At 61.5% G+C, this 16,673-nt stretch carries 17 protein-coding genes and 1 pseudogene; 5 read left to right on the forward strand and 13 right to left on the reverse strand.

The window, feature by feature from the left end:
* Nucleotides 1–210 precede the first annotated feature (210 nt).
* Genes OO306_RS26040 through OO306_RS26055 form a run of 4 tightly spaced genes read right to left on the reverse strand, consistent with a single transcriptional unit; the run spans nt 211 to nt 2,569 of the window.
* Complete coding sequence (locus tag OO306_RS26040) at nt 211–678, reverse strand: DoxX family protein (protein ID WP_265970239.1); 468 nt, start codon at nt 676–678, stop codon at nt 211–213.
* A 10-nt stretch (nt 679–688) separates the two neighbouring features.
* The gene (locus OO306_RS26045; RefSeq protein WP_265970240.1) at nt 689–1,444 is read right to left on the reverse strand and encodes a DNA-binding domain-containing protein; all 756 of its coding nucleotides are present in this window, start codon (nt 1,442–1,444) and stop codon (nt 689–691) included.
* The gene (locus OO306_RS26050) at nt 1,441–2,274 is read right to left on the reverse strand and encodes a DUF692 domain-containing protein (protein WP_265970241.1); all 834 of its coding nucleotides are present in this window, start codon (nt 2,272–2,274) and stop codon (nt 1,441–1,443) included. The genes OO306_RS26045 and OO306_RS26050 overlap by 4 nt, the downstream gene beginning before the upstream one ends.
* A 16-nt stretch (nt 2,275–2,290) precedes the next feature.
* The gene (locus OO306_RS26055) at nt 2,291–2,569 is read right to left on the reverse strand and encodes a DUF2282 domain-containing protein (RefSeq protein WP_027596420.1); all 279 of its coding nucleotides are present in this window, start codon (nt 2,567–2,569) and stop codon (nt 2,291–2,293) included.
* Between the two features lie 167 nt (nt 2,570–2,736).
* Between OO306_RS26055 and OO306_RS26060 the strand changes: the two genes are divergently transcribed.
* A complete protein-coding gene (locus OO306_RS26060; protein ID WP_027596421.1) occupies nt 2,737–3,324 on the forward strand; it encodes a sigma-70 family RNA polymerase sigma factor in 588 nt (195 codons plus the stop codon).
* On the forward strand, nt 3,311–3,952 hold the full coding sequence (locus OO306_RS26065; protein ID WP_265970242.1) for a DUF1109 domain-containing protein: 642 nt from the start codon (nt 3,311–3,313) through the stop codon (nt 3,950–3,952). The genes OO306_RS26060 and OO306_RS26065 overlap by 14 nt, the downstream gene beginning before the upstream one ends.
* A gap of 41 nt (nt 3,953–3,993) precedes the next feature.
* Here OO306_RS26065 and OO306_RS26070 read toward each other — a convergent pair whose 3' ends face one another.
* The 6 genes from OO306_RS26070 to OO306_RS26095 all read right to left on the reverse strand — a co-directional run bounded on the left by OO306_RS26070 (nt 3,994) and on the right by OO306_RS26095 (nt 10,040).
* Entirely contained in the window at nt 3,994–5,538 is a 1,545-nt protein-coding gene (locus tag OO306_RS26070) for a Fic family protein (protein ID WP_265970243.1), read from the reverse strand.
* Between the two features lie 237 nt (nt 5,539–5,775).
* A complete protein-coding gene (gene hxsA, locus OO306_RS26075) occupies nt 5,776–6,402 on the reverse strand; it encodes a His-Xaa-Ser repeat protein HxsA (protein ID WP_265970244.1) in 627 nt (208 codons plus the stop codon).
* Nucleotides 6,399–7,628: a His-Xaa-Ser system radical SAM maturase HxsC gene (gene hxsC, locus OO306_RS26080; RefSeq protein ID WP_265970245.1), complete on the reverse strand. Its 1,230-nt coding sequence runs from the start codon at nt 7,626–7,628 to the stop codon at nt 6,399–6,401. Before hxsC ends, hxsA begins: the two co-directional genes overlap by 4 nt.
* A 5-nt stretch (nt 7,629–7,633) precedes the next feature.
* Nucleotides 7,634–9,121 (reverse strand): His-Xaa-Ser system radical SAM maturase HxsB, encoded by a 1,488-nt coding sequence (gene hxsB / locus OO306_RS26085; RefSeq protein WP_265970246.1) that lies wholly within the window; start codon nt 9,119–9,121, stop codon nt 7,634–7,636.
* A complete protein-coding gene (hxsD, locus tag OO306_RS26090; RefSeq protein WP_265970247.1) occupies nt 9,118–9,417 on the reverse strand; it encodes a His-Xaa-Ser system protein HxsD in 300 nt (99 codons plus the stop codon). The genes hxsB and hxsD overlap by 4 nt, the downstream gene beginning before the upstream one ends.
* Before the next feature lie 131 nt (nt 9,418–9,548).
* A complete protein-coding gene (locus tag OO306_RS26095) occupies nt 9,549–10,040 on the reverse strand; it encodes a DUF1543 domain-containing protein (RefSeq protein ID WP_265970248.1) in 492 nt (163 codons plus the stop codon).
* Between the two features lie 239 nt (nt 10,041–10,279).
* Between OO306_RS26095 and OO306_RS26100 the strand changes: the two genes are divergently transcribed.
* The 3 genes from OO306_RS26100 to OO306_RS26110 all read left to right on the forward strand — a co-directional run bounded on the left by OO306_RS26100 (nt 10,280) and on the right by OO306_RS26110 (nt 15,085).
* Nucleotides 10,280–11,467 (forward strand): porin, encoded by a 1,188-nt coding sequence (locus OO306_RS26100; RefSeq protein ID WP_027596431.1) that lies wholly within the window; start codon nt 10,280–10,282, stop codon nt 11,465–11,467.
* A 221-nt stretch (nt 11,468–11,688) separates the two neighbouring features.
* A complete protein-coding gene (gene nosP / locus OO306_RS26105; RefSeq protein ID WP_027596432.1) occupies nt 11,689–12,852 on the forward strand; it encodes a nitric oxide-sensing protein NosP in 1,164 nt (387 codons plus the stop codon).
* Nucleotides 12,782–15,085 (forward strand): PAS domain-containing hybrid sensor histidine kinase/response regulator, encoded by a 2,304-nt coding sequence (locus tag OO306_RS26110; RefSeq protein WP_265970249.1) that lies wholly within the window; start codon nt 12,782–12,784, stop codon nt 15,083–15,085. Before nosP ends, OO306_RS26110 begins: the two co-directional genes overlap by 71 nt.
* Here OO306_RS26110 and OO306_RS26115 read toward each other — a convergent pair.
* The 3 genes and pseudogenes from OO306_RS26115 to OO306_RS26125 all read right to left on the reverse strand — a co-directional run.
* Entirely contained in the window at nt 15,082–15,747 is a 666-nt protein-coding gene (locus OO306_RS26115; RefSeq protein ID WP_027596434.1) for a response regulator transcription factor, read from the reverse strand. The genes OO306_RS26110 and OO306_RS26115 overlap by 4 nt on opposite strands.
* Before the next feature lie 57 nt (nt 15,748–15,804).
* Nucleotides 15,805–16,365 (reverse strand): PQQ-dependent catabolism-associated CXXCW motif protein, encoded by a 561-nt coding sequence (locus OO306_RS26120; protein WP_265970250.1) that lies wholly within the window; start codon nt 16,363–16,365, stop codon nt 15,805–15,807.
* 184 nt (nt 16,366–16,549) lie between these two features.
* Nucleotides 16,550–16,673, reverse strand: a pseudogene (locus OO306_RS26125) (ABC transporter permease); the annotation flags it as partial.

Genomic DNA, 16,673 nt, shown 5'->3' on the forward strand with positions numbered 1-16,673 from the left:
CCCTGCAGCCGCGCGCCAGCGCCGGGGGGGCCCGCGCGTGGGGGGGCCGGTGTTATTTGGCTTTTTTGCCCAATATCTAAACTTGCACCCCGGGGGGCGGGGGCTCCCCCCGCCCCCCCCGGCCCCGCCGGTGCCAGCCACCGCGTAGCCCCATTCGCGGGGCAAGCCCGCTCCCACAAAACGTTTCGTACAGAGCCTAATAGGCGGCGCTCAGCGCAGCCGCAACACGCGGTCCAGTGACAGCGCGCCAGCGCCCTTGGCCACCAGCAACAGCAGCAGGCCCGCCCAGGACAGGTGCGTAGGCCAGGCGTCCGGGTAGACGAACACCTCGATCACCGTGGTCATGCCCAGCAGGGCCAGCGCCGAAAGCCGCGTAAACAGGCCAAGCACCAGCAGCAGCGGGAACAGGTGCTCGGCATAGGTCGCCAGGTGGGCCGCGAGCCAGGGTGAGACCAGTGGCAGCGCATACTCGCTCTGGAACAACTCATAGGTACTGGGCGTGATGCTCAGAAGGCCCTCCACCTTGGTCCGGCCAGACATGAAAAACACCGAGGCGATACCCAGGCGTGCGACCAGGCACAGCACGGTGTCGTTGAGCAGCAATTGCAGGCGTTCGGCCAAGCCGTTCCAGCGTTGGCGCAGGCTGATTGCCGGAGCAGTGGGGCGCAGGGTGTCCATGGCCATTCCTTCATGCGAATGAGAGTGGGCGAAAGACCCGGGCTTGCATCAGGCGGCCGAGCAGGTCGCTGAAGTCCAGGTCGGGTTGGCGTTGCTGGGCGCATTGCGAAGCGGTTTCCAGCGTATGGCCTGCCGCGCAGGCATCCAGAAAGGCGCAACCACCGGCTTCCAGCGGCTGATGGCTGACGCCGTCGAGGCCGCCGCTGAGCAGCACGCCTTCGGCCACCCACGGTTGCGCGCCCGACCACGGCAGGCCTTCACGGCTGCAGCGCCACAGGCTGAGCACCGGGTGCGGATCGAACCACTGCCAGCGCACGCTCTGGCGGGGGGCCAGGTAGCTGTGCATCAAGTCGCTGGCGGTCATGCCAGCCAAGTCGGTGAGCGCCAGGCAAGGGTCTTCGGTAGCGCTGAACGCTTCACTCCAGTAGAAGTCCAGGCGTGCCACATCGGCCAGGTAGGGCAGCCCATGGCTAGCCTGCAACTGTTCCAGAAATGCCGCGAAGCCCGCACCGTAGTGGATCAGCCGGGCATCGTCCGGGGGGGACTGCTGGGCGTAGGCGGTCGCGGCCTCCTGCATCCAATCGGCGCCGACCAAGGTCTCGACGCTGGGGAAGTTGGCCCGCAGCGCGTCGACGCAACCGGCCAGCACGGTATTGCGGTAGACCGCGAACGCCGCTTGCCCGGTCAGGCTTTGCAGCGCCGGGGCAGGGCGCTGGTAGAGCGCGTCGATGAAGGCGTCCTGGAACTGGCCGAGGGGCAGGTTCATGGCAAGTCTCCCGCAGACGTGAGGGTGGTTTGGGCGATGGCGCGTTCGGCAAGCAAGTCATCGAACGCTGGAAGGTTACCGTCGCGCTCGATCAGCGTCGGGCGTGGGCCGATTCGTGCGATCAAGCGGCGGAACAGCGCCCATACAGGTTCGGCAATCGCGGCATCGTGCGAGTCGATCAGCAGCGCGCCCTGCGCGTCGTGGCTGTGCCCGGCCAGGTGCACTTCGCTGATGGCCTGGGCAGGGAAGCGGTCGAGATAGGCTGCGGCGTCGAAACCCAGGTTGTGTGCGCTGACATGCACGTTGTTGACGTCCAACAGCAGGGTGCACCCAGTGCGGCGCACCAGTTCGTCGAGAAAATCGATCTCGTCCCACTCATGCCCTTGCAACTGCAGGTAGTGGCTGGGGTTTTCCAGGGCGATTGACCGCCCCAGTGCATCCTGAGTGCGCAGGATATTGTCGCTGATGCGCGTCAGCGCTTCGCTGCTGCGGGGAAACGGCAGCAGGTCGGGGTGGTATTGGCCGCGCCAGGTGGACCAGGCCAGGTGCTCGGACACCAGCGCCGGCTTTACCTGGTCGATCAGTGTGCGCAAGCGGCGCAGGTGGGTGGCATCCGGCTCGGCGTCCGCTGCCAGTGACAGTGCCACGCCATGCAGCGACAGCGGATGGCGCTCGGCCATGCGCTGCAGCCAGGCCAGGCGCGGGCCGCCGACCATGTAGTTTTCCGGATGGACCTCGTACCACAGGCCTTCGGCGTTGCACGCCAGGGCCTGGGCATAGTGTTCGGCCTTCAGCCCTAGCCCAGCGCCCAGGGGTAAGTTCCGGTTCATGGTCGGCGGCCTCTACTCAGGACTTGATTGGGGTCAGCGACCCCATGCCGTTGGGGGTCTTGATCGACGTGCAGGTACCGGCCGGGACGTTCTTCCAGTGCATGCCGTCGTAGTCCTTTTTCGCGCTGCCGGCGCAGGTGGTGCCAGCGCCGGCCTTGCAATCGTTTTTGCCGGCCATGGCGACGCCGTAGCATTTTTCCATGGCGGTACCCGTGCCGGCGGTGGTGCCGGCGAAGGCGACACTGGCCATTGAAGCGAGGGCCAGGGCGGCGGTGGCGAGGGCGAGGGTTTTCATGAGGGTGTCTCCAGAGGATGGGGCCCGGGTGTTGTACCGAAGGCTCATTGAGTAGTTCGCGGCGATCGCTGCCCGGGTTACAGGCCGACGAAAATTTTTTTCCACTGGCTGTGGCTCATCTAAGGTTCGATAAAAGAAACCTTCCGACGGTGTAACCCTGGCGCCCAATGCAACGAACTAACCCACAAGACCTCCTCGCCGCTCGCGAGACGCAGTTGCAGGGTTTGCTGCTGCGCGGGCTGGCGGGTGATGCGCAGGCCTACCGCGAATTTCTCGCGGCACTGGCGCTGCACGTACGGGGTTTTCTCAAGCGGCGCCTGCAACAGCGCCCTGCCGAGGTCGAAGACCTGTTGCAGGAGGTGTTGCTGGCCGTGCATAACGCGCGGCAAACCTATCAGCCGCAACAGCCGCTGACGGCCTGGGTGCAGGCGATTGCCCGCTACAAACTGGCGGATTACCTGCGCCGCTACGCGCATCACGATGCGCTGCACGACCTGCTGGACGACGACAGTGACCTGTTCGCCGCCAGCGACGAAGCGCCAGCCCAGGCCAGCCGAGACCTGGGTAAACTGCTGGGGCAGTTGCCGGAGCGGCAGCGCTTGCCGATCGTCCACGTCAAGCTCGAGGGCCTGTCGGTGGAGGAGACCGCGCGTATCACCGGGCTCTCCAGTTCGGCAGTCAAGGTAGGCATACACCGTGGGCTCAAGGCCTTGGCCAGGCTGATTCGAGGCAGTGAAGACGATGAAAACCGATGAACTGATTACCCTGCTGGCCGCTGGCGAAGGGCCGGTGGACCGCCATGCCCTGGCGCGGCGCCTGGCCCAGGCGTTGCTCGCGGGCCTGCTCGCCGCAGTACTGATGACAGTGGCCCTCTATGGCGTGCGCAGCGACCTTGCCGACGTGGCGCGCACGCCGTTGTTCTGGGCCAAGCTGGCCTTGCCTGGCAGCCTCGCGCTGCTTGCGCTATGGCTCACGCAACGTTTGGCCCGGCCGGGTGTGAAGGGTGGGCTGGCCTGGGGGCTGCTGGGGCTGCCGTTGCTGCTGGTCTGGTTGGGGGCGGCGATCAGCCTGTCGGGCGCCCCGGTCGAGGCCCGTGCCGAGTTGATCTTCGGCCGTACCTGGCGCACCTGCGCGTTGAATATCTCGCTGCTGAGCGTGCCGGTGTTCATCGCCGTGTTCTGGGCAGTGCGCGGCCTGGCCCCAACACGGTTGCGCCAGGCCGGTGGCGCTGCAGGGCTGCTCGCCGGTTCGACTGCAACCTTGGCCTATTGCCTGCACTGCCCGGAAATGCAGGTGCCGTTCTGGGGGACCTGGTACCTGTTGGGCATGCTGGTCCCCACGTTGGTGGGGGCGTTGGCAGGGCCCCGGTTGTTGCGCTGGTGAAGTCTGATGTAGCGGAATCGGCTGTCTGCGGGCGTTGACAATCAGGTTTCGTCTGCCCCCACTTCCCGCTCTTCGAAAGCGGAGCGCACCGCTTCCACTACACGTTCTGCCCGGTCAGCGTCGTCCAGCTGTGGATACGCTTTCTTCAACTTGCCAGACACCTGCCAGCCGTTTTCCTTGAGAGCGCGAATGATACGGTTCGCGTCCTGATCGGGCATTTCCAGCACCTCTTTGAGCCGCTCCTGAGCACGCTGGAAAATAACCAGTACACGAGCCTCATCGGCCATCCCGGTATGCACCGTATGCGCCACGACCTGTGCGGTGTACAGCACGTGCTCGGTCAAATCGGGATAGCGCCATGCGAACAGCGCGTCGTCGTAGTCATCGAAGACCAGGTTGCTCGGGGTGCCGTCCTCGTAGTCGACGATTTCGCCGAACCGATAGGACGCCGCGTAGCGTTGCATGAAGGGCCGCGAGAACGCCTCCAGCGTGCGATCGTAGCGCGCCCGGAAGTCGATGGAGCTGGTAATGGTGGCCGATATCGGCAGGATCACGCCATCGGGTAGCGCCTTGTCGCGGATCAGTGAGTCGTTGATCAGGAAGCGATGTATTCGCCCATTGCCGTCTCGCATGGGGTGGATATACACAAAGGCGAAAGCCAGTGCGGCTGCACGGGCCAATGGCTCGGCACCTCTTGTCGCCAGCTCGAATGCTTCCAGGCCATTGAGCAGTGACGGCAGCGCCTCGAAGTGCGGCGCGATGTAATGCACGATGTCCTCGCGCATGCTTGCCTGCCCCACAAAGACCGGCGAGCGCCGTTGGCCCAGACCAAAGGCTTCATGCCCCAGGATTCCGGCTTGCAGCACGTGCAGGCTGTCGTTGCTCAACGGGTCCGTGATGTGGCCACAGTATTTGGCGATCACGTGGGCAAACCGCTGGATTCTGTCGGCTTTATCCGCTTCTTTTTCGATCAGGAAGCTCGCACGCGATTCTTTCAGCGTTAGCCAACTGGCCGTGCGCATCAGGATGTTGTTGCCAAAGGTCTGATTGAGTTCGCGCAGTGCTGCATCCAGGTCAAATCGTAGCGCTTGCTGGACGCTCTCTGTACGGCGGACGAGGGGGCAGAACTGCGGCACGCCTGGAAGGTTGTCGTTGATACGCCAGCGCCTTGTCCGCAGTGGCTCAACGCGCGTCAGGTACTGCTGCGATGAAACGGCATCGACATAGCCGCCATTGGTGACATCCGCAACATCCAGCGGCTGGCCAGTCAGCCACTCGTACAGAAAACCCGTGCGGCGCGCATACTGGCCAAAGGGCGCTTGCCGGCACCAGTCTTCGATGGGCTCCGGGCCAACAGCGGCAAACAGACGGGCGAAGAACTCGAGGTGGATTTCTTCGTACTTGAGCCCGAACTCGAAATGCCCGGCGAAACTGTCCGCTGGCTGGTAGCTGGTGGGGTATTTGTTTTCGACATGGCCGTTGCTCTCACGGCTTATGCGTGTCGTGGCGATGACTGACTCGACGCGCAGGGGTTGAGCAAGTGCAATACCGTAGCGGTTGGCGAGAGCCTTGAAACCTACTTGCATTGTCGAATCCCCTAATCAGAGCTGAAAAATGCTAACCAAAGAGGGGTAGCACGCGAAAACAATAATTCAGGGGGCACGAAAACGCTAATGGCTACGCGAATTTGATAACAAATTTATTGTTCTAGTTGAAAATGATAACGGCTTGGGCTCTCGACACGTGAACTGTCATATGTGTCGAGGAAACCCAAACGTTGATGATACTTTCGGTGCTCAGGGGCTGCTGACAAAACCGTCAAATCAAGGAATTCGTATCCCCAGCGCGTTCAATGTTGGGGTATCCATGCGGCCATTCACTGTCAGTGCACTGTCCATCTGGAACGCCATCAGTGCCCCACGGGTAGCTTTACCCATCAAGCCATCAATGGCGCCTTGGTAATACTTGCGCACTGTCAGGGCCGTCTGTACCCGTACTACAAGGTTACTTTTCTGCTCGTTGGTCGGTCGTGTCCGCGACGTGCTGCCTGTCCCCGCCGTCGATCCTGATTGCTGATACAAGGTATTGCCACCTGATGAGCTCGAAGCGCCGCCTGCGCCATAGCTGGAAGTACTCGGTGCGGTATCACTGCGTGTGCTGGTGGCCGGCGGGTTGTAGTAACGCGGTGCGCTGTACCCACCGGAGCCGCTGTAATGAGAGCTGTGCGAACTATGCGAACGGTGTGAGCTGTGAGAGCGATGCGCGGCATAAATGTTCACTGCGTCGGGGGCATTGAGCGTGTCGGCAAAGACTGGGGGTTGTAGCTTTTCATTTGGCTGCCAACTGGCATCAGCCAGCGGCAGTGGGTTGGCCTGGGCTAACGCGGTGCCTGCCATTGGCAACAGGGAGATGCCGCCCATCAGGATTTTCCAACGATCAAGCAATTTCAATGTGCGCTCCTTGCATAGGCACCAAAGGCCTCAATCGATAGTGGGTGAATACCGCGGCTCTGCCAGCGGTCGGTATGGGATTTGAAAAAGCCTGAGCAATGCTCAATGGCTGCGCACTGCTGGCAGGCATCGATGAACAGGTTCTTCCAGTCAGAAATACTCTGTCGGGCGAAGTGCGAAAGGTGTGGTGGGGTCAAGCACAGCGGCAAGTTGTAAATCGAAACCGGTATGCCGCGGTTGGCCAAAAAGTATACGGCCTGACTCAACGGCTCCTGGTAGTCCAGCGGGTCAATCCAAAGCGCTTCGTGATGTTTCCTCGCGAGCCCCGTACTTTCTATACCCATCAGCGCAACGTGGCGAACGAAGGGCAGGTTCCTAAACACGTAGTGCGCCAGCTCAGGCAGCCGTTGGGTGGTCAGGCGGCTAAGTACCACACGGACCTCGATGATCTGCTTGGCACGGGCTAGGTTGTAGAGCCCCTGAATGGTTTCGCTGAACGCGCCAGGGGCTTGAACCACATGGTCATGCTCTGTTGCGTTGTCGGCGTAAAGCGGGATGCCCCAGCTCAGTTGCGGGTGTTGCAGGGCAGCCAGTGCCTCGATCCAGCTTGGTTCCTTGAGCAGCCTGCCGTTGCTGAGTACGTGAAGGGACTTCTGAGGCAGCACTGTTTTGCATTTAGCGAGGATCTCGAGCAGGCCATCGCGATAGAGCGTCGGCTCGCCACCACTGATACCCAGGTTTTCCTCACCCGGATCCATAAGGTCGATCAGCCGGAGGTTTTCTTCGATGTGCCAATGGTCATCGATGTCCTTCGGTGGTTGGGAACACATCAGACACAGGCTGTTGCAGCGGTCTGTCATGAATAACAGGTTGCTGTCCGAACCACGGCGATAAAGTACCCTCACCAGCGTGCTGTTGGGCGTCAAGGCAACGACATCCCCTGGCTGAACGACATCGGGCTCTTTAGGTGAGTGCAAGACCAGCAGCGTATCTTGTGTAGGTGTCGTCAACGCATCTGGAACTAGAAACCCGCCAACCGGGAGGGAGAGCAGCTGTGGATCATCTTGCAAGGTGGCTGCTGGCAACCACAGCAGCAGGTCGTGGAAAGAAGCTTCTCCTGCGCACACTGCCAGCCCTTTTTGAATGAACTCGTCGACGGTGATGACCTTTAACAACCTGGGGCCGGTCAGATTGCAGATTTCGAAATGGGTCTCCTTGCGTAGCATCGTCCTCAGCTCCGGTAGCCAGGATAAAGGACGTCGCTGAAGGAACGCCTGTTCAGCCAGGACAGCAATACGCGTTGAACGTTGTCATCACCTTCGCGTAACAGGCCGAACAGGTGCTTGAGCAGCCCCATGTTTTTCTTGCAGAAAGCGCTGAATGCACGATGCCCGATCGGGTCACCTTGGCGTGCGTAGTGCTCAACGGGGTCCGCACCGCAGTAAGGCACCATTGCGCAGTCCGAACATCCTGGCAGGGCTTCTGCGACGCCACTGGCCAGCAACGCTTCCATGACGGGAGAGGCCAGGAGTTCACGCAACGGTTGATGAACTGTACCTAGCCGCAGCCCGTTTTCTCCCATCTCCACCAGCATCCGCGCTTCGTCCGATGGGTACACATGGCCGTCGTAGTTGTACACCAAGGCAGCGGTACCTGCTCCAGCGGGGGAACGGAGGTCGACATAGCCTGAAGAAAACGGCGTCAGGATGTTCTTCAACAGCAAACTTGCATAGCTTTCGGCCAAGTAGATGCCTTGCTTGTTGATTTCCAGCAGATAAGCCAGGGCCTCTTTATAGAACTCCAAGTAGCGCTCAATGGGATAGTCGAGTCGGTGCGCACTTTTCGATGCAAAGCCATAGGGGCTTAACGGTCGAAGAGAGATGCTGGAAAACCCTTGGCTGACATATTCATCGATTATCGCCTGGGGTTGATCCAAGCTCCTGGCGGTGAGCGTAGTCAGTGCAGAGACCGCATCGTGCCCCAGTTTTTCGCGTACCCATTCAATGCCCCTGACTGTCTTTTCGTAGGAGTCACGGGATGGGGTAGGACGGTTGGCATTGTGCAACGAGGCCGGCCCATCGAGTGATGTCGAGAACTGAATGCGATGCTGCTTGGCAAAATCCAGAATGTCGTCTGTCAGGTGGTGAAGCGTGGTGGTGATGACGAACTGAATATCGCGCTGTTCTGTGACGTTGCGTTCAGTCACCCACTCCACGATCTGCCGTACCCGTTCAAAGGCCAGGAGCGGCTCACCACCCTGGAACTCTACAGTCAGGGCCGAGGCATTCGACTCGAACAGGCGATCGACGGCCGCCCATGCATCTGCTTGCGACAAATCGTGCGCCGAGCCGCCAAGGGGGGCGCGGGATACCTGGCAGTACTGGCACGTGTGATTACACCGCAGTGTCACTACGAACAGATGCAGCGCAGGGCCTTGGAACAGGAAATCCTTGCGGCTACGTAACTGCGCTGCCATCTCTGGGAGCGGATCGTGGCGGCCGGGCTCATAGATGAAATGACGGGCGAGCAGGTCCTTGTAAAACGATGTTTGGGGTTGTACCTCGTAATGACTTAAGGCCTGCAGTTGGGCATCTGTAATATGCAGGTACTCACCGGTGTCCGAGGTGAGCAGAATGTCACGCTCACTTTTCGAGTTCATGCGCATGAAGCGTAGAGGCAGCAGGCGATAGGTGCGCGAGTCGGTAGCAATCAGTTTCACTGGACGATCTCGCACCCACTGAGCGCTGCCCGTACAAGGGCTTCGCGCAAACCTGCGGTCTCACGGTTGATGTGATCGCGCAGGGCGAAGTCGTTAAGGTGCCGGAGTACCAGTGCACGAGCCTGGTCTTCGGGCAGCGTGATGTTTGACTCGGCCGGAAAGATCACCAGGTTGACATGGTCGGGCTCGGCGTTGACTTGGATTGCTACCGTGTTTGCTAAGCCATAGACGGTGCGTTGCACCACACTCAGGGGGTACGCGGTATTGCTGAGGCTCAGCGTGACTGGCCATGGCATCGGAATCTGTCCTTGAAAGCCTTTTGATGTGTAAGGATTTTGCCGGCTTTCAAGGCATTATGCCATCATCTTTTGTTACATTTCGTCGGTTGTCTTTTCTTAGGGGGCGACGATCGTCGGTCACCGACTCCTCAAATCAGAATGTAATCGCTACGTTGCACAATGCCGTCATGCTCACCCTCAACCAGGTGCACATAGCGCCCTTCCAGCAGATCAATCGGTAAGCAATCGTCGACATCGAGCACCGCGTCGGTATGGGGTTTCAACCAACCTGCCGCCATACGCTGCTTACCCAGTTGCTTGGCGGCGGCTTTGTCAGTAGCAGCCACTAGCAGGTAGCGATGCGCTTCACCAAACACCTGCCGCTCGTAACCCCCCAGGTTCAGGAAAAACAGGCGCATGGCCCCTGGCGGTGGCGCTGCCTGGCTGAACGCGATGCGATAACCCTCCACCCCGTGCACTTCCAGCCAGGAGTCGATGTGCAACCCTTTGGGGCTGCCGAACCAGGCGTTGCGCAAGAGGGGGTAGGTTTGCTCCAGCGAGTCGGCCTGGGCAAATACCACATCGTGAACTTCGATGCTGGCGCGGGGGTGGCGTCCGCCGAGCATGACGACGTAGAGCATGGATGATCCTGCAATTTCGAAAGGGGTCATGCGGATGATGACACACTGGGTGCCTGGCTGTTCATCAGGCGTACACCCTTGGTGTTGCCTCCTGGCCTAAGCCGGTCTCGGGCCTTAATCATCGCGCCACGCGCGCCGGCCCAAAGCAGCCTGCAACCCCCTCCAAGGCAGCGTACCGAGCGGTATGCCCGCTTCTGATAATCGCCTCCAACACCGAGCCCACGTTTTTGGAGCGCGTCATGCACAACAACAATAAGAAACTATCGCCTCGTATCCTGACGGCTGTCATCGCCAGCCTTTCGACCCTGGGCCTGAGCGGCGTCGCCGAGGCCGAGATCATGCTGTACGACAAGGACCAGACCACGTTTTCCACCGACGGCTACATCAATGCCTTTTACGTCAACAGTGATGTCGACCGGGCGGGCGATCAATTCGACCGCCGCCAGTCACGGGTGAAGATGGGTTTTTTGCCCAACTACCTGGGCTTCAACATGGGTAAACAGGTGGATGACCTGAAGCTCGGGGCGCGTGCCTCGTTCTGGGTGACCATCAACGACAGCGAAACCAACGGCACCGACACCGCCATCGACGTGCGCCAGTTCTACGGCACCGTGGCCAACCCTGAGTGGGGCGAGGTGTTGATCGGCAAGGACTTCGGGCTGTTTGCGCGTTCCAACATTCTGCTGGACGAGTTGCTTGCCGGTTACGGCCAGGTCAGTGACAGCCTGGGGCTGGTGGACGGCGGCGGGGTATCGTTCGGCAACATCGGCAGCGGTTACCCGTACCCGTTCCCCACCTCGCAGATCACCTACCGCACACCGGTGATGGAGGGCCTGCGCGTGGCGGTGGGCATCATGGACCCGGTGGACACCAACGACAGTAGCCCGACCGGCAAGGCTTATCAGGAAAACCCCCGCACCGAGAGCGAGATCACCTACCAGTTCGACCTGGCCGGCGCCAAGATCTACAGCTGGATCAATGGCAGCTACCAGACCTCGGACAACACCGACTCGACGGTCAAGTCGATCACCTCCAAAGGTGTCGGCTATGGCGTGCAGGCGAAGATGGGCGGGCTGTCGCTCACCGGCTCCGGCTTCCAGGCCAAGGGTATCAACCCGTTCTTCACCAACAATGCGGGCGAGCCGACCCTGCGCAATGTCGACAGCGACGGTTACCTGCTGCAAGGGTCATACAAAGTTGGCAAAAACCGCCTGGCGTTGTCCTACGGCAAGACCAAGGACGATGGCAACGGGGTGGTGGGCAGTGGCGCGGATTACGAGACGCGGGGTGTGGCGCTGTTCCATGACGTCAATGACAACCTCACGCTGGTGGCGGAGTACAACCAGTTTTCCATTGATGGGCATGACACCAGCGACCAGAACGAAGACACCGATACCCTTGCATTGGGCGCGGTGCTGACCTGGTAGCGTTTTGGCGGGCGAGGTGTTCGCCTCGGCATTTTCTGCGCCCATGAGATCGAGCGCCGCCCGCGCGGCGCTCGATCTGCGCCCCACCACAACCCCCAAGGCAGGCCCCTACAACCAACCCATACTCCCATGGAACCGCCTACCCGCTACCCAAGTAGCATTCGCCCTCCAGGACGTCCTCCGTACACTCAACCTTCAGCCAACCCGCGCCGGAGACCACGATGCAGCAGGCCCAGAACGACGGTGTGGTCAGCGCCATGTCCCAGGCAACCGATGCGCGGCTTGCAGCCCAGGACCTGGCGCGGCAGCTGCTGCACCCGCACCTGGGGTTCGTGCTGTTCTTCTGTTCTGCCGAATACGACCTGCAGGAATTGGGCGAGGCCTTGGAACAGGGTTTCGGCGGCATTCGCCTGGTGGGCTGCACCAGTGCCGGCGAAATCACCCCGCTAGGCTACGGCCGTAACTGCGTGACGGCGCTGGGGTTCGATCATCGGCAGTTTTCCATCGCCACCGAACTGATCGATGAAATGGAACGCTTCAGCCTGATCGACGCCCAGCAGATGGTCGAACGGCTGGTCGGCACCTGCCGCAGCAATACCCTTGCTCCGATCAAAGGCCACAGCTTTGCCCTGACCCTGCTCGACGGCTTGTCCAGCCGCGAGGAGATGTTCCTTGGCGCCCTGAGCGCGGCATTGGGGGACATCCCGCATTTCGGCGGCTCGGCCGGCGACGACAACTACCTGACCCGTACCCACGTGTACTTCGGCGGGGCGTTCCACAGCGGCGCGGCGGTAGTGGTGCTGGTCAATACCTGGCTCGACTTTGAAGTGTTCACCACGCACCACATCCTGCCGCGTGATGAAAAGCTGGTGGTGACCGGCGCCGACAGCGCTCAGCGGCGGGTCTTCGAACTCAATGCCGAACCCGCTGCCGAGGAATACGCCCGGCACATCGGCGTGCCGGTGGCCGAGCTCGATCACCGGGTATTCGCTGCCCACCCGTTGGCGGTGCGGATTCACGATCAGTATTACGTCCGGGCAATCCAGCAGGTGCACCCGGACCTGAGCCTGAGTTTCTACTGTGCGGTGGAAAACGGCATCGTGCTCACGGCCATGACACCGGGCCCGCTATTGCCAAAGCTGCACACCCTGTTCGACGGGCTGCACCAGCGCCTGGGCCCCTTGCTGCTGACCATTGGCTGCGACTGTTTCCTGCGGCGCCTGGAACTGGAAGCGCACGATGGCCTGGAGCAGGTCGGCGCGTTCTTGCGCGAGCAGCGGGTGATGGGCTTCAACACCTATGGAGAACAGTTCAATGGCATGCATATCAACCAGACCTTCACCGGGGTCGCCATTGCCCGCAACCGGCCACCCGTCAGCCGCTGAACTGCAGGCCGAGGTCGTTCGGCTGCAGCACGAGAACCGCAAGCTGCAGCGCATCAACACTGCGCTGATCGAACGCGTCGAGTCGGGCGTGACCCGCGGCAACGACCCCTACGCGGCATTTCAGCACTCGGTGGTGCTGGCTGAGCAGGTCCGCGAACGCACCGACGCCCTCAACCAGGCTATGGCCGAGCTCAAGGCCGGTAACCACCTGCTCAGTGAAGCGCGGCTGCGGGCCGAGACCGCCCACCAACACTTGATCGACGCCATTGAAAGCATCTCCGACGCCTTCGTGCTGTTCGACCAGAACCAGCGCATCGTACTGTGCAACAGCCGTTTCAAGGCGTTCTGGGCCCTCAGCCGGGTGCGGATCATCGCCGGCATGCGCTTGGCCGAGGTCAAGCAACTGATGACCGCCAGCGGGGTGTTCACCGAAGAGCCCCGCGGGCCGGCCGATGAGCACCTGCTGTACCGCCTGCAGAACGGGCGCTGGCTGCAAGTCAGCGAACGGCCTACTTGCGAAGGCGGGCGGGTGTTCCTGTTCACCGACATCACCGAGGTCAAGCTCAGCGAGACCTTGCGCCGCGAGCAAGCGGTGGCGCAGAAATCGCAACTGATTCGCCTGATCACCGACCATGTTCCAGCGCTGATCGCCTACCTGAATGCTGACCTGGTCTACGAATTCACCAACAAGGTGTATGAGGAGTGGTACTGCTGGCCCCGCGGCGTGATGTTGGGCCAAAGCCTGCGCGAGGCGCACAGCGAATCGCATTACCAACGCCTGGAGGCCTACGTGGCGCGCGCGTTGGCGGGGGAGAGCGTGACCTTCGAGTTTGCCGAAAACAACATCAACGGCCAGGAGCGCTACATGCTGCGCTCCTACGTCCCCAACCGCCTGGCCAATGGCGAAGTGGTGGGGATCTTCGTGTTGATCCGCGACATTACCGAGCGGCGCAAGAGCGCCGAGGCGCTGCACCAGGCTTACCAGAACCTTGAGCAACGGGTGCGCGAGCGCACCGCCGAGCTGACCAGCCTCAACGACCAGTTGCTGCGCGAGATTGATGAGCGCAGCCGGGCCGAATCACGGTTGCGCGAGGCCAAGCGCGAGGCCGAGCAGGCCAACCTGTCGAAAACCAAATTTCTCGCTGCGGTCAGCCATGACCTGCTGCAACCCCTGAACGCGGCGCGGCTGTTCACCAGCGCGTTGCTCGAACGCCGCGAGCCGCACCAGAGCGTTCAACTGGTACGCAACGTCAGTAATTCCCTGGAGGACGTGGAAAACCTATTAGGCACCCTGGTGGATATTTCCAAGCTTGACGCCGGGGTGATCAAGGCCGATATCGCCCCCTTCGCCCTTAGCGAACTGATGGACAACCTGGCCGCCGAATACGCCCAGGTGGCGCGCAGCGAAGGGCTGGAACTGCACTTCGTGGGCTGTTCGGCCTTGGTGCACAGTGACATCCAGCTGTTGGCGCGGATCCTGCGCAACCTGCTCAGCAATGCCATCCGCTACACCCGCAGCGGCCGCGTGGTGCTGGGCTGTCGGCGCCAGCGCCGGGGCCTGTGGATCGAAGTCTGGGACAGCGGGATCGGCATCGCCGAAGAGCGCCTGGAGGAAATGTTCCAGGAGTTCAAACGGGGCGATGTACAGCGCCCGGACCAAGACCGTGGCTTGGGCCTGGGCCTGGCGATCGTGGAAAAGATCGCGGGCATCCTCGGCCATCGGATTCGGGTGCGTTCCTGGCTCGGCAAAGGCTCGGTGTTCGCCGTCGAAGTGCCGCTGAGCGCAACCGCGCCCAAAGCCCCGCCGAGCCTGGCCATCAGCGAGCCGATGCTCGAACGCCTGCGCGGTGCGCGGGTGTGGGTGCTGGATAACGATGCGGCGATTTGCGCCGGCATGCGCACCCTGCTGGAAGGGTGGGGTTGCCGGGTGGTCACTGCGCTGTCGGAGGAAGACCTGGCGCGGCAGGTGGACAACTACCACGCCGAAGCCGACCTGTTGATCGCCGACTACCACCTGGACAACGACTGCAATGGTGTCGATGCCGTGGCGCGGATCAGTGCCCGCCGCGCCGTGCCGATTCCGGCATTGATGATTACCGCCAACTACAGCAACGAACTCAAGCAACAGATCCGCGAGCGGGGCCACACCCTGATGCACAAGCCGGTGCGGCCAATGAAACTCAAGGCTGCGATGAGCCATTTGCTGGCCAACAGCCCCGTTCAGCCGCTTTAACGGCGCAGGTAGTCGCCGAAGTCGATATCGCCAGCGCTGAGGATGGCTTGCACCCGGTTGTGCACGTTGAGTTTGCGCAAGATCGCCGAAACGTGGGCCTTGACCGTGGTTTCAGCGATGTCCAGGGTGTAGGCGATCTGCTTGTTCGACTCGCCTTTGGTCATGCGCTCGAGCACCAGCAATTGCTTGCGGGTCAGGGCCTGGAGCATCTCCGGCGGGAAGCTTGGGGTATCGCTCTGGCGCCGGCTGGTGCTGCTTTTGTTGGCGCGAATGATGTCGGGTGGCAGGTACACATTGCCGGTGAGGATCTGCTCGATCGCTTCGATCATCTGCGAACGTGGCGAGGACTTGGTGATGAACCCCACGGCGCCATAGGTGATGGCCTGCAGCACGATTTGTTTTTCCTGCTCGGCCGAGACGATCACCACCGGTGTGGTCGGTGCCTCGTTGCGCAGGGTGATCAGGCCATTGAGGCCGTGCATGCCGGGCATGTTCAGGTCGAGCAGGATCAGGTCGAGGTCGTCATGCTCCAGGGTCAGCGCCAGGGCGCTGTCCAGGTCGGCAGTCTCCATGACTTCGCTGCCTGGGAAGCCATCGCTGATGACGTTGTGGATGGCTTCGCGAAACAGTGGGTGATCGTCGGCAATCAGAATTTTGTACATGGCCTTTTCACCTCGTTTTTATTGGATGGGGCGCGCACGCGTTTACCGGTGGTGAGTTCAGGGGAAGGGCTCTGGCTGGGCCGGCTGCAGTGGCAGGTTGGCGGCTTCCCAGGCGTCCAGGCCGTCGCGGTACCAATACAGCGTCTTATAGCCCAGCGATGCTGCGCGTTTTACCGCGTTCCAGCTTAACCAGCAATCGGAGCGGCAGTAAAAGACCAGCGGTTGCTCCAGCCAGCCGGCGGTGGCTTTTTGCAGGTGGCGCACGAAGTAGTCTTGCCAGGCCGGGCTCAGCTCGCCGTCGCCGGTGTTGGCCAACCAGTGGCTGCCGGGGAGGTTGGCGTGGGGTTCGTCTTCGATGAAGCGGCCTTGCAGCCATTGCCGGCGGTACACATCGACCAGCACCGGCTTGGGGTGCTGGCCCAGCAGGCTTTGCAAGGTGGCGGTGTCGATGATCTGGGCGCCCTCGACCTGGTGCGGTGTCGGGCTGCGGTAGAGGGTGGTGCGATACCCCTCGGCAGAAAACAGCGGCGTGGTGTCGGCCTGGGCGACGCCCAGCAGCAGACTCAGCGAAAGGGCTGCCAGCAAAGCACGTGGCAGCCTGGGCAGGGCACGAGGCATGGGGTTTATCCTTTTTGTTATAGGCCCATTACATGCCAGCGGCGGTGCTTTGTGAATGCGACGATAGACAGTAAAGCCAGTACTAAAGTAGTAGGGCCTAACCCGCTGCTGACGCACGCCACTGTAGGAGCAGCCTTGTGCTGCGAAGAGGCCGGCAACAGCAGCGAAGATTCATTGTGTTGGTGCTGGCGATTTTCGCCAGCATGATTTCCAAAGCGGTTAGCGGCAGCACCAGCAAGTGGTCGAGGGTGCCGTGTTCACGCTCGCGCAACAGCGCCGTGCCGGTGAGGATGATCGCCAGGATGGTG

The organism is Pseudomonas sp. DCB_AW, from assembly GCF_026240895.1.
In the GTDB taxonomy this organism is placed as follows: domain Bacteria; phylum Pseudomonadota; class Gammaproteobacteria; order Pseudomonadales; family Pseudomonadaceae; genus Aquipseudomonas; species Aquipseudomonas kermanshahensis.